The sequence below is a fragment of the Bacteroides sp. 4_1_36 genome (assembly GCF_003466325.1).
GTDB classification, from domain to species: Bacteria; Bacteroidota; Bacteroidia; order Bacteroidales; family Bacteroidaceae; genus Bacteroides; species Bacteroides uniformis.
The window spans coordinates 305392-318511 of sequence record NZ_QSOX01000003.1 but is presented as its reverse complement, the minus strand read 5'-3'; the positions used below and the strand labels follow the sequence as shown (position 1 = coordinate 318511).

Sequence of the window (13120 nt, the reverse complement as noted above, 5' to 3'; positions counted from 1 at the left end):
GGAACTGGCGGCAGTTACAAACCCGGCTGGCAGAAAAGGGTATCGGGATTCATTTCAAGCACAGGGGACAGACTGGCGAAGTGCAGGGCATATCTTTTTCCATAGGTGAATACACGTTCAAGGGTTCGGAGATAGACCGCAGTTTCAGTTTCTCCAAACTGGATAAATGTTTCGGGGATGCGGGGCTGAACACTGCCGGAAACAACCGACAGACGGTTTCCGCACCTGTTCAGGAGCTATCGCAGACACTGGGCAAAGCCGACAGTCCGTTACTGACAGGCTTGGGCGGTCTGTTCTCCGCCCCGTCCTCTCCGGCTGATGAAACACCCGACAATCCCGGTGAAAGAAAAAAGAAGAAAAAGAAACGACACTTAAAATTATAGGAACATGGAAAATAACTTAATTTTGGAGGGACTTCTCTCTATGGTTACGGAACTGAAAGAACGGCAGGAGAAGCAGGTAACGCCAGCCAGCCGGGAGGAAACGATTAACCGACTGGACGTTATCGAACAGCGCATTTCGGAAATGCAGGGCAAATCCGGCATTCCTGAAAACATGGTGCAGGAGATTCTAAACCAAATCGGCAGTATCAGAAAAGGTCAGTCCGAGAACCAAAAACAAGACCTTGAAGATATAAAGGGGCTTATCGTGACCTCGCACCGATATTTCAAGGAGCGGTTAAAGGTGTTGTTCCCGGCTGATGATACACCAGCCGGAGAAATAACGCCCGTTTCATGGTACGGCAAACTGATATATCGGGTAACTCCCTACCTGAAACCCAAGTTTTTTCTTCTTTCAGCAGGTTTTATTATCTGTATCATTTCGCTAATCTTGAATATTCGTTTTACGGAACGGATGCAACGGTTACAGGACAACGATATAAAATACCGCTATATCCTGATGAAAGGAAAGGCAGACGGCAGCAGCCTTGATTTGCTGGAAACGAAGTTCAGCCGGGAACGGGACAACGCTTTCATCCGAAGCCTGACCGATTCGGTGAAAGGCTTTGAATACCGCAGCAGGAAACAGGCGGAAGCGTTGGAACGGGCAAGGCTGTTGAACGAGCAAGCCGAGCAGCTAAAGGAGGAAGCCGACAAATTAGGCAAGCCATAAAACAAAAGCAAAGCCGGAGCAGAACCGCCCCGGCTTTCTAATTCACTTCTTTTTCTTCGTGCAGTGTTCTTTCTCGAACTGGCGCAACGTGGTAACGCTGAACCGCTCCTTGATGAACTCCCGGACATCGGAAGCCTTATAGTACACTTTTCCGCTGATTGTGAAATACGGCAGCGCACCGATAGCCCGGTAGCGTTGCAGGGTCTTGATACTCACCTTGAAGAGCAGGCACAAGTCCTGATTATCCAGCAGGTTGTCATCTTCGGGCAGCACCCTGTCGGCATTGCGCAGTACCCGTACATCCTTGCAGAGTTCTTCCAATTTGGCGTACAGCTTCTGCATCCATACGCTGAAATCGTCATTGTCTATATACATGATTGCTTCATTTTTCTGATTATACATTATGGTCTGTCAATCGATTGATGAAGCAAAGTTCAGAAAACGGACGCAAAGAAATTACGGGGGAGCTAATGGAATCCCCTATAAATAAATCGTAAGCCGTTGGTTATCTGTACCCTTTCTTGTCATGTTCCTTGCGAATAAGCTCTGCCAGTCCATTAAGAAACTCTGTCAGCTTGCCCGGCTTTCGTTTTATCACGTCCTCATGCTTTTGGTAACAATCACCTATCTTGATATTGAAAAGCCATTCAAAGGCTTTCGTCAAGTCCACTAAATAAACAGGCTTGCCATTTTGATACACAATCTTTTGGGAAAGGAACAGCCCGCTAACTATTTCCATGATATTGATAAGAGTGGTTCTGTCAGCGAGATATAGAGGGGAAAGGGCTTGTTTGTTGGTGCGTTGCTGCAACTGTTCCGGGTACTTGATACGCCATTCGATTAGGCGTATTTCGGTATTCAGTAACCCTATCGCTTCATCAATTAGATGCAAATAGGATATTTTTTTCCTGCTCAAACCATACACGGTATGATTTAAGACGATACAAACCAAAAGAGAAATAGCGGAGTAAAATGCTATAATCTTGTTCTGTGATACTGAAATCGGCTACATGGGTCGCCAATTCTTCGATAGCTTCTGCAAATTCAGATGCAGACACTTTACGTTGTGAGCATTCCGACAATAAGCGGAAAAATCTTTGGTCGAATATTTTTTTCATTTAGTCGATTAAAAATACTATTTGACAGCAATCAAATAGAAATGTTATTGATAATATTTTTAACTTCATATTTTAAAGAATCTGGTCTTATTATAGTTGCACTATCTGCAAAAGACAGATACCAATGTGCAAACTTACTGATTGAAAATGTTAGAAAATGAAGCTCAAACATATCCCCTATCTCTTTCTCAGATGTTAATCCGTAATAATATTTATCATCATTCATTATGGAGGTTTTATTCTTTTCTATTCTTATAACGATTTCATGTAATTTTTCTTTATCATAAAACTCGCGTATGAATTTTTCCAAAGGAGGATGTTCCCGTGATTGTAATTCATTAAGAATGTGCATTTTTTGAATTCTATCTATCCGAAATGTAAGATAGATTTCTTTGGGAAGATAAAAGCCTATTAGATACCAGTTAGTTCTCGAAAAGAAAATTCCAACAGCTTCAATCTTTCGTTCTGAAACACTTAACGCATTACTTCCCAAATAAGATATTTCAATAATTCTTTTTTGGTATATACTTTGTAAAATAAGTAAAAGAATATCAGGTTTATAGGTAGATGATTTATAAGTATCCAATACAGACATGCACTTTTCCATTGTTTCTAACATATTTTTGTCTGCAAAACGCATGACAGACCTAATCTTTTCTATTCCAGACTTATAATGTTCGTTGCTATTTGAATCAGTTAGTTCATGTACTAATTTCTCTGCAATCAAAAAGGACAAAGCCTCTTTTTGAGTAAACATTAGAGGAGATAATTTGAATCCTTCTGCAAGTGAATAACCAATACCGGGATTTCCTATGATAGGAATGCCTGCCTCTTCCAATGTTCTTATATCTCGATATACAGTGCGAATGCTTATATTAAAACGTTCTGAAATTTGCTGTGCTTTCACTAACGAGTACGATTGTAACTGAATCAATATAGCAGAAATACGGTCTATTCTATTCATTTTGCATCTTTAATTTGAATATTTGAATCTTCAATAATAACAGCTTGTTTATTACTTATAGGAATAAGCTGCAACTTCTCATTATATAGTTGAACTATCTTTTCACCTTTTTTCTTGAATGGAAAATTTCCATAATGGGGAATCGTATAAAAATCGACCAAATCTAAAGAAGTACAGTCTTTCAATTCAGGAGCCTTTTCTATTGGATCAAAATTCACACTTCTCATATATTCTGCATCGGGAGAGGCTATTATTGCTCCGGCAGATTCCCCAATATACAGTTTACCCAATTTCACTTGTTTAGATATAATTTTATCAACACCTTTTCTTTTTAACTCTTGCAAAAGGAAAAATGTATTTCCACCTGTTATGTAGATATAATCGCATTTATGTAATATAGAAGATATTTCCTCTTTGGGCAGTTGGGTAATCTCGACTTCTTCAACAATCATTCCTGCTTCTTCTAAAGCCTTTTTCCCCTTTTTTACATAGAATCGTATTGGTTCTGTAAGGCTTGCAGTTGGTATAAAAGCTATAATTTTCCCTTGCAAATCTTCTTTGGCACAATCGACAAATAGATTAGCAACATCAGCAAATGATGAGCATAAAAATAATCTTTTCATATTCTATAATATTAAGTTGAATACTTTTTGATACAAAGATAGCGTCTTCTATGACAGCCCTATGTCAGTAAGTCTAATATTGAAGAGTTTTTTTCATCAAAACAATCCATTATTGAAATTTACCCTATTTGTAATGTGGCTGCACGTTTCGAAACCAGTGGGGTTTATGTAGTTATACATATTACTCGATAAAAATACTCCTTTACGATTCAATCTATTGGGAAAATTGATACCTGACATTTCGACTAAAGTTCTTTCTATATACTTCATGGATATTGAAAACCTTCCGTCACATAGCCTGCAATTCTTCTTAATGATACAGAGAAAAATCCTCAAAACAACTCCTAAAAGAATACTGAACAAAATTCAAACAGACTTTTAGCAGTAAATACAAAAAAAGTTCTTGGAAATATTGATAATTCCAAATAAATATCTACCTTTGCACGCAGAAATCGAACCTAAGACACAAACTTGTGTTGAACGGTGCAAAGTTGTGAAAACCTTATTCAAGGGACTAACATCGTAATAAAGATATAACTTATTGAGAAATAGTGCTATACAAGCCGACTTTCGGTTGCTGGTGGCACCACTCAAATAAATACTCCCATTGAAATGATAATATTTCAATGGGAGTATTTATTTACACCCACTCCCCCTATCCCCAGCAACATGCTTTAAGATAGACTTTACTATTATCCCATGAAAAGGTCTGATAATAAAGAAATATGCCCTTCCCAGCCAATTATTGTACTTCACAACAGTAGTAATCCGAAGTTCTTGTTTTCCTTCGTGATATTCCCCGCACCACATGGACACATGGAAATCAAGATGCTTATCCGGCATTCCGAGAATTTCTTCATGCAGATTTTTATCCAAGACCATATCTGTAAATCTAGTTGCTGTATCCAGTCCTAATGGCTTTACAATCGCATTCCTAAAATTCATGAGCCAACCAATCCACTTAGGAAATCGGCTGAAGGCAAGATTGCGAAAATCTTCCGGTGTCAAAGCCTGCCCAGTGACCATCACTTTAGAAAAAGAATCTATATAATCTACAGGAAAATAATTCTTTATTAAGCTGTCTGCCGGTATATCTTTCATCTTATCACATATTGAATTTATTACTCGTTTGCTTTTCATTCACGACGTCCCCAATGACACGGCCTACAAAGGTAGCCACTTAATCCAACCCTACAACATATTCTTAGAAATAATATTATCCCGTAAAAGATAAAGCTCAAAAGAAAATTATCAGTTATCTTTGTTCCATGACTACCAACAAGACAACTCCCAAAGAATTATGGGCAAGACAGCAGATTAGCGGTCCCGATGTGGACTATGATTTGTGGAACAAGAAAAGAATATCCGTGCAAGCGTTCTCACAAATGAGCCAGAGCTGTATTTTTACAGTTGACGTATTTAAAGAGAGATACGATTTTGCATCCGACAGTTTTGCCCATCTTTTCGGATACAATCCCACTTGGATAAAGACAATCAGGCAACAAGGCGATTTACTGGAAGAGAGAATACATCCTGATGACAGAATGCAACTCACGGAATGCCAAATCGAGCATGGACAGTTCATCTACTCACTCCCACCGGAAGAAAGAAATGATTACCGGCAAATATTTCAATTCCGTATGTTGAATGCACGGCAACAGTATATCAATGTAAGCAGCCGGCAACAAGTCATAGAAACAGACCGGAATGGTAAAGCCTGGATAATTATGGGAGTAATGGATATACTTCCCGACCAGACCCCTATCGAAAGAATCAAACGGACGGTGGTGAACAGAAAAACGGGAGAGATGCTTCCAACATGCACTGTTTCTCCCGACAAACAATTATCCAACCGGGAGAAAGAAATATTACGACTCATCCGACAAGGTTTTCTAAGCAAGGAAATCGCTTACCAGCTGGGAGTGAGCATCTATACTGTGAACAATCACCGGAAAAACATCCTAAGCAAGTTAAATGCCAACAATATAATGGAAGCCATCCATATAGTAGAAAATCTTGGTATCTACCTCTAAGATTACGGAAGCCAACCGAGACCATCCGCCAACTGATTTGTTTTGCGCCACTCTTCAAGCTCCTTATAAGTGCCGACACCTCCCGTAAAGACAGCATGATAAATCTCTATACCTGGAATCGTTACACCATCCGGCACATCGAATTTGATTTGCAATATCGTTTTCCTAATTTCAGGAGTAAGGCGCTCCGCAATAGCGGCAGTCACCTTTTCTACAACACCATCATACCTGGAACCTTTCCGGATGTGAATCATATCAAACTTCCAAGTATTCTGTTCTCTATCCTTATATAAAGCATGCCACTCCATGCACTCTTCCTCCGTATGGATAAGGTTCCTATATTGTATTTCCTGCAAAGGCAACCGTTCCGCAAGTTCCCGGATGACCGAAAAGCTCTCTCCTACATCCAACCTATCGGTATAAATATGGATATCTATATCCCTACTTTTCACCAACAGCCCAGTACGGAGTGAGCCCACCAAACGAACGGTTGCTCCAATGCGCTCCCATGCTTCAATAATACAGGTATCTTCCAATACTTTCCATGCAGATTGCTGATTCTGCCTTGCAAGCTCATGAATGTCCATTTACCTCCACTTTTTTGAATGTGCAAAGATATAAAACTTCCCAGTATATAGCTATAAATAGCCATTTCCCTTCCCGATACAATACACTAATTTTGCACACTGTCTTATCTTTTAGCAACAACTAATTATGGCATTCAATCAAACAGAGAAACAAGAGAAAGAATATTTAAAGCAAATAATCAGTTTTCTGAAAAAGGTTATCGGTAATACCGACGCATCCGTGAAAGACCACGTCGACACCTTGGCAGAATACAAAGACTATATCTGGTCCAACAAAGACATCGACCCACACGAGATACGCTCCATGCGCGAAAGCATCCTGAACCATTTTGCCTTGGGGGAAAGTGTAATCAACAAGCATAAGCGGCTCACCAAGATACTTGCCATTCCTTACTTCGGACGAATTGATTTTTTGGAAAAGAAAGAAAACAGCAAAGTGATGCCTATCTATATAGGTATCCATACCTTCTATGACCCGGAAAGTCGAGCTACCCTTATCCATGACTGGCGAGCACCCGTTTCGAGCATGTTCTATGACCATGAATTAGGAGAAGCAGGCTATCGGTCTCCATCGGGAGAGATTAAAGGAGTAATTTCCCTAAAACGCCAATACAGAATTCGGGGCGGCAAAATGGAATTTATGATTGAAAGTGCCCTGACCGTCCATGACGACATTCTGCAAAAAGAGTTAAGTTCCAATGCAGATGACAAGATGAAAAATATCGTTGCCACCATCCAACGGGAACAGAACCAGATTATCCGCAACGAAGATATCCGCACGCTTATTATTCAAGGAGTGGCCGGCTCTGGAAAAACATCCATAGCCCTGCACCGCATAGCCTACCTGCTCTATACCTTCAGAGACAGCATCTCATCAAAAGATATTCTGATTATCTCCCCCAACAAAGTGTTTTCCGATTATATCTCCAACGTCCTCCCCGAACTTGGGGAAGAAACCGTGCCCGAAACCAGTATGGAACAAATACTCTCCGGAGTGTTGGAACACAAATATAAGTACCAAACATACTTCGGGCTAGTGAATGAACTGTTAGAAAAGCCATCCTCAAGCCTCATCGACAGAATAGCCTATAAAGCCTCTTTCGGCTTCATTTCAGAGCTTGACAAGTTTATCCTCCACATAGAGAACACCTACTTCAAGGCAGCAGACGTGAAGCTGACCAAATACATCACCATACCTGCCCCGTTTATTGAAGAACAGTACCTACGTTTCAACCGTTATCCCATACGCCGACGATTTGATGCTATGGCTGATTATATGCTGGATATGTTGAAAATACAATACACCTTTACGGTAACCACCACCGGCAGAAACCTTTTGAAAAAAGAAATCAGACTAATGTTTGCAGGCAATAACGACATTCAAGTCTACAAAGATTTCTTTAAATGGACAAATAATCCCGGAATGTTCAAAATGCGAAAGGGACATACACTCGAATACTCAGACTTGGCACCGCTGGCATACCTACACTTGGCATTGGAGGGAAACGGGAACCAGCCATTCAGAGTCAAACATCTGTTGATAGATGAGATGCAGGACTATTCGCCCATACAGTACAAGGTAATACAGAAACTCTTTCCATGCCGGAAAACCGTGTTGGGCGATGCAGGACAGTCCGTGAATCCTTATGGTTCATCCACAGCAGAAACTATCCAAAAGTCACTTACTGCAAGTGAAATCATGAAATTGTGTAAGAGTTATCGTTCCACCTTCGAGATTACGGATTTTGCGCAAAAGATTCATCCTAACGCAGAGCTGGAACCGGTTGCCCGGCATGGAGAAAAGCCACAAATCCTGCAGTTCGGCAGTGCCGTAGAAGAACTGTCCGGCATTATGGGGCTAATCTCCACTTACCGGAAATCCGGATATAAGTCTCTTGGCATCATATGCAAGACGGAGCAGCAAGCCAGGAAGATGGCAGACATGCTGAAATCATATGCCAATGATATCAGCTTCCTATCAAGTCAAAGCTCCGCATTTGTGCAAGGCATCGTCATCACCTCTGCCCACATGGCAAAAGGGCTCGAGTTTGACGAAGTCATTATTCCACAGACGGATGAGAGAAATTACCGTTCGGAGATTGACAAGAGTATGCTTTATGTAGCTGTAACCAGAGCTATGCACCGCCTAACCTTGACATTTCACGAGGCAAGACCGGCAACTCACTGATGATGGATTATTAAGGAAATCTATCCCAACAGCCTTGTACAAGATGCGGCAAGTAACAGCGTATCTCATCAATCGACCAATCCCACCATTGCAGCCGCAATAATTTCTTCACCACATCCTCATCAAAACGTTTCCTGATTTCTTTGGCAGGAGTTCCCCCTACAATTGTATAAGGGGGAACATCTTTAGTCACAACAGCACGTGCACCAATAATCGCCCCATCTCCTATATGAACACCAGCCATTATCACCGCTTCATAACCAATCCAAACATCATTACCTATTATAATATCTCCTTTGTCATCCCATGCATCCGTTATGTCCGATTTCTTCAATCCCCACTCTTCGTAAAATAAAGGAAATGTATAAGTAGACAGAGATTTCAACGTATGATTGGCACAGTTGAACAGAAATTTCGTACCGCAAGCAATGGAACAGAATTTACCAATAACCAGCCTCTCCTGATGGATGGGGTAATGATACAGCACATTGTTTTTCTCGAACAACAAAGGGTCAGCTACAAAATCATTATAAATAGTATAGTCACCAACCTCTATTCGAGGATCCTTTACAACAGCATTAAGATATACGGTTTGCTTATCTCCCGTACGCGGATATATTTTAGTCATCATAATTCGATATGTTTCTAATATTGTTTACTTCTTAAATAGAAAACCGATTGCAGTGCCAGCAAAATCACAAAAAGGTATTCTGCCGTTAAGTAAATAGCCAAGGATGCATGAGTGCAAGCGCTTAACCAATAAAGATACCCCAGATACACGACAGTGGTAGTCACTTGGAAAAGAAAAGTAATCCGGGTTTTACCGGTCCCTCCAACTGCGTTGAGATATACATAGCCTGGCAAGGCAAAGGTATAATTCAGCAACGTCACAACAAAAGGGATGAAAGCCTGCTCTGTTAACAGTTCGTTATCTGTATAGATTCCTATTATCAAGCGATTATAACATACAGCTACCCCTATCAGTGGAAATCCAGCAGAATAGCCCAACCTCAGTATCTTACGGCAGATAATGAAAACAGCCCTCCTTTCTCCAGCCCCAATCGCATTACTGACCAGCGAACCCGTAGTGACCGCAAAAGAATTGACTATTACAAAAAAGACAGCAGATACACTTCGCGTAATATTGGAAATGGCTAATTCCGTTTTACCCAAATGTTCCACCGCCACAAAAAACAAGAACCACGGAGCCACGCTGATAAAGGCATGAAGCATGCTCCATACCGACAAGCTCAGCACATCCACCAACAGCTTTCCGTCATATACCGGTTTCAATCCATATTTCCCTTTATCTATTTTCAGCCATACATAGAAAAGAAGCATCACCAAAGAACCCATCTCTGCCAGAGAAGAAGCAATGGCAGCTCCCGATATTCCCAGTCCTCCAACAATTATCAGAATATAATTCAAAGGAATATTAATCACTACTGCAACGGCAGCAGCCCACGATAATGCCCGAGTGCATGTTATTCCCACAAGAAAAGAACGGATAACCAAAAACGGAAACGAAAACAGCAAACCGAAACTGCGCCAGTCCAGATATTGAATTACAGCCCGATAAATCTCCGGCGAGGAAATCAACCTTCCCAATATGAAAGGAGAACTTGCCTGCATCAGCAGACAAAGCAAAATGGCCAATCCCGATAAAAAGAAGAAACCTTGAAAGAATATCTTCCCAGCCTTACCATAGTCACATTCTCCATTCCTTCGGGCAATCATCACCTGCAATCCGATACTAAACCCAAACCCAAGCATGTAGACCGCCAAATAATAAATCCCCGCAATGGCAGATGCTCCCAATTCCACCTCGCCAACGTGACCTAAGAAAACAGCATCGGTTATATTTATCAGCTGCTCCATCAAAATGCTCATCATTACCGGAAAGTTGATAAGCCATATCTGTTTATATGTATAATGCATTGCTCAACAATAAAATAGCACAAAACAACACACTGTACAAGTACAGCATGCCATCCTGCAAATTCATGAATAAAAGGATACACAATCTCTGTGGCAAACGGGTCATCGTTTGCCAGATAGCTGAATAGCTTTATCAAGCAGGGCTATTCGTTGAGCGTAGCTATATACAGAGCTTCATAAGAGGTGAATATGTTTGTTCATTCAATATATAGTGTAAAAATATAGAAAAAAAGTGCCAAAGTTCAGTTTAGGGCATAAAAAAAGGAGTACCGCTGTACTCCAACCTTTGTTAACCTTAAATCTAATACTATGAAAAACACATTGCAAATGTACGGACTTTTGGGACATTGACAAACTTTCCAAGAAAAAAAGCATGTTTCATAACACATTTTAATAAGATTAATGCTCGTTTTCACGTCCTTTTTCACTTTTTCTGCTTCAAAGTAGAAAAGAAGGTATAGCATCACGTAAAAAAATGAGCAAGTTCTTTCCATTATACTCCCAGTTTGCATTATCTTTGCACTAACACGAAGATAAGCTGCACCTCAGCATAAAAAATGAACGAGTTCATTTTATTCTGCATTCGGTTTGCACTATCTTTGTAGTGAGATTAACAAGAACTTATATATGCCAGACTATGATTTAATCGCCATATTAGGGCCTACCGCTTCAGGAAAGACTCCATTTGCAGCCGCCTTGGCCGCCGAACTCCATACGGAAATCATCAGTGCCGATTCACGGCAAATCTACCGGGGGATGGACCTAGGCACCGGCAAAGACCTTGCTGACTATACCGTCGACGGGAAACAGATTCCCCATCACCTCATCGACATAGCCGCCCCGGGCTATAAGTACAATGTTTTCGAGTATCAGCGTGATTTCTTGAATGCTTACGAGACTATTAAACAAAAAGGTTGCCTGCCCGTTGTATGTGGAGGAACCGGAATGTATCTCGAATCAGTACTGAAAGGCTACCGTCTGCTGCCCGTACCCGAGAATCCCGAGTTGCGCACCCGTCTGGCAGACAAATCGCTGGAAGAACTGACCGACATACTGAAAGGTTACAAAAGCCTGCACAATACCACGGACGTGGACACAGCCAAACGTGCCATACGAGCCATCGAAATCGAAGAGTATTATGCCCATACCCCAGTAGACGAACGTTCCTTCCCCCAGATGAACAGTCTCATCATAGGTGTGGACATCGACCGGGAATTGCGTCGGGAGAAAATCACCCGCCGCCTGCACCAGCGCCTGGAAGAAGGAATGATAGACGAAGTGCGACGTCTGATAGAGCAAGGCATCCAACCGGATGACCTCATCTATTACGGACTGGAATACAAGTATCTGACACTTTATGTCATCGGCAAGTTGACCTATGAAGAGATGTTCACGCAACTGGAAACAGCCATCCACCAGTTTGCCAAACGCCAGATGACCTGGTTCCGCGGTATGGAACGGCGTGGATTTACCATCCATTGGATGAATGCCCGGTGGCCGATGGAAGAAAAGATAGCTTTTGTAAAGAAGAAGTTGGAAGGATGATGAAATGATAAAGTGACCGGGTGATTTAAATCGTAAATAGTAAATAGTCAAATTGTAAATAGAATCATGAGTGCAGAACCCGAAAAGTTGGGAGTGATATACAACCCCAAAGCCGGAACACGGAAAGTGCAGAAACGGTGGAAAGAAATCAAAGAATACATAGACAGCAAAGGTGTGCCTTACGACTATGTGCAGTCCGAAGGGTTCGGTTCGGTAGAGCGTCTGGCAGGCATCCTCGCCAACAACGGCTACCGCACCATTGTTGTAGTAGGCGGTGACGGCGCACTGAATGACGTCATTAACGGCATCATGCTTTCCAATGCACCAGACAAGGAGAATATAGCCATCGGCATCATCCCCAATGGTATAGGAAATGACTTTGCCGACTATTGGGAAATGAGTTCGGATTACAAGAAAGCGGTGGATTGCATCATCAACAACCGCCGCCGGAAAATAGACGTGGGTACCTGCTATTATTACGACGGTGAAAAGCATCTGACACGCTACTTTCTCAATGCCATCAACATAGGCCTGGGAGCCCGTATCGTGAAAATCACCGACCAGTGCAAGCGTTTCTGGGGAGTGAAGTTCCTCTCTTACTTCATGGCACTGCTATCCATTATCTTCGAACGGAAGCTGTACCGCATGCATCTCAAGATAAACGGCGAGCATATACGCGGACGCATCATGACTGTCTGCATAGGCAGTGCGTGGGGATACGGACAAGCGCCTAGTGCAGTGCCCTATAACGGCTGGCTGGATGTTTCCGTCATTTACCGTCCCGAATTGCTGCAACTATGGTCGGGATTGTGGATGCTTATCCAAGGGCGGATTCTGAACCATAAGGTAGTGATGCCCTACCGTACGCAAAAAGTAAAAGTGCTGCGTGCGCAAAATGCCTCTGTCGATTTGGACGGACGTATTCTCGACCGTCATTTTCCACTGGACATCAGCGTACTGCATGAAGCAATAACATTGATTATACCCAATTGAAAATACTTAATCAGTAAC

14 protein-coding genes and 1 pseudogene are annotated in these 13120 nt (G+C 41.8%); 6 read left to right on the top strand and 9 right to left on the bottom strand.

The genetic code is table 11. From position 1 onward, the window contains the following. Both DXD65_RS05670 and DXD65_RS05665 read left to right on the top strand, forming a co-directional pair. Window positions 1–383: pseudogene (locus tag DXD65_RS05670) on the top strand (mobilization protein); the annotation flags it as partial. A gap of 4 nt (window positions 384–387) precedes the next feature. After that, on the top strand, window positions 388–1113 hold the full coding sequence (locus DXD65_RS05665) for a hypothetical protein (RefSeq protein WP_117673324.1): 726 nt from the start codon (window positions 388–390) through the stop codon (window positions 1111–1113). A gap of 42 nt (window positions 1114–1155) precedes the next feature. Here the strand turns inward: DXD65_RS05665 and DXD65_RS05660 are convergent, their stop codons facing one another. The 6 genes from DXD65_RS05660 to DXD65_RS05635 all read right to left on the bottom strand — a co-directional run bounded on the left by DXD65_RS05660 (window position 1156) and on the right by DXD65_RS05635 (window position 4919). Next, window positions 1156–1488 carry a helix-turn-helix domain-containing protein gene (locus DXD65_RS05660; RefSeq protein ID WP_005645903.1) on the bottom strand — a complete coding sequence of 111 codons (333 nt, stop codon included), beginning with the start codon at window positions 1486–1488 and terminating at the stop codon, window positions 1156–1158. Window positions 1489–1618: 130 nt separating this feature from the next. Then, complete coding sequence (locus DXD65_RS05655; RefSeq protein ID WP_005645906.1) at window positions 1619–2038, bottom strand: RteC domain-containing protein; 420 nt, start codon at window positions 2036–2038, stop codon at window positions 1619–1621. After that, complete coding sequence (locus DXD65_RS05650; RefSeq protein WP_005645908.1) at window positions 1992–2231, bottom strand: hypothetical protein; 240 nt, start codon at window positions 2229–2231, stop codon at window positions 1992–1994. Before DXD65_RS05650 ends, DXD65_RS05655 begins: the two co-directional genes overlap by 47 nt. 31 nt (window positions 2232–2262) lie before the next feature. After that, a complete protein-coding gene (locus DXD65_RS05645; protein WP_005645910.1) occupies window positions 2263–3195 on the bottom strand; it encodes a helix-turn-helix transcriptional regulator in 933 nt (310 codons plus the stop codon). Next, window positions 3192–3818: a Type 1 glutamine amidotransferase-like domain-containing protein gene (locus DXD65_RS05640; RefSeq protein WP_004315354.1), complete on the bottom strand. Its 627-nt coding sequence runs from the start codon at window positions 3816–3818 to the stop codon at window positions 3192–3194. Before DXD65_RS05640 ends, DXD65_RS05645 begins: the two co-directional genes overlap by 4 nt. A gap of 636 nt (window positions 3819–4454) precedes the next feature. After that, window positions 4455–4919, bottom strand: coding sequence for a DUF2867 domain-containing protein (locus DXD65_RS05635; RefSeq protein WP_005835508.1), 465 nt, complete (start codon window positions 4917–4919; stop codon window positions 4455–4457). A gap of 167 nt (window positions 4920–5086) precedes the next feature. Here DXD65_RS05635 and DXD65_RS05630 point away from each other — a divergent pair, with 167 nt between their 5' ends. Next, window positions 5087–5851 carry a LuxR C-terminal-related transcriptional regulator gene (locus tag DXD65_RS05630; protein ID WP_005828828.1) on the top strand — a complete coding sequence of 255 codons (765 nt, stop codon included), beginning with the start codon at window positions 5087–5089 and terminating at the stop codon, window positions 5849–5851. A 2-nt stretch (window positions 5852–5853) separates the two neighbouring features. Here DXD65_RS05630 and DXD65_RS05625 read toward each other — a convergent pair whose 3' ends face one another. Next, the gene (locus DXD65_RS05625; RefSeq protein ID WP_005828829.1) at window positions 5854–6438 is read right to left on the bottom strand and encodes a nucleotidyltransferase domain-containing protein; all 585 of its coding nucleotides are present in this window, start codon (window positions 6436–6438) and stop codon (window positions 5854–5856) included. 127 nt (window positions 6439–6565) lie between these two features. On the opposite strand from DXD65_RS05625, the gene DXD65_RS05620 reads away from it, so the two are divergent. Next, on the top strand, window positions 6566–8626 hold the full coding sequence (locus DXD65_RS05620) for a HelD family protein (RefSeq protein ID WP_005828834.1): 2061 nt from the start codon (window positions 6566–6568) through the stop codon (window positions 8624–8626). A gap of 10 nt (window positions 8627–8636) precedes the next feature. Here DXD65_RS05620 and DXD65_RS05615 read toward each other — a convergent pair whose 3' ends face one another. Next, window positions 8637–9257, bottom strand: a complete 621-nt coding sequence (locus DXD65_RS05615; RefSeq protein WP_005828836.1) for a CatB-related O-acetyltransferase — start codon at window positions 9255–9257, stop codon at window positions 8637–8639. A gap of 14 nt (window positions 9258–9271) precedes the next feature. Further along, window positions 9272–10564: an MATE family efflux transporter gene (locus DXD65_RS05610; RefSeq protein WP_005828839.1), complete on the bottom strand. Its 1293-nt coding sequence runs from the start codon at window positions 10562–10564 to the stop codon at window positions 9272–9274. A gap of 627 nt (window positions 10565–11191) precedes the next feature. Here DXD65_RS05610 and miaA point away from each other — a divergent pair. Both miaA and DXD65_RS05595 read left to right on the top strand, forming a co-directional pair. Then, window positions 11192–12109, top strand: a complete 918-nt coding sequence (gene miaA / locus DXD65_RS05600; RefSeq protein WP_009037038.1) for a tRNA (adenosine(37)-N6)-dimethylallyltransferase MiaA — start codon at window positions 11192–11194, stop codon at window positions 12107–12109. Window positions 12110–12175: 66 nt separating this feature from the next. Further along, the gene (locus tag DXD65_RS05595) at window positions 12176–13102 is read left to right on the top strand and encodes a diacylglycerol/lipid kinase family protein (protein ID WP_009037039.1); all 927 of its coding nucleotides are present in this window, start codon (window positions 12176–12178) and stop codon (window positions 13100–13102) included. Window positions 13103–13120 lie beyond the last annotated feature (18 nt).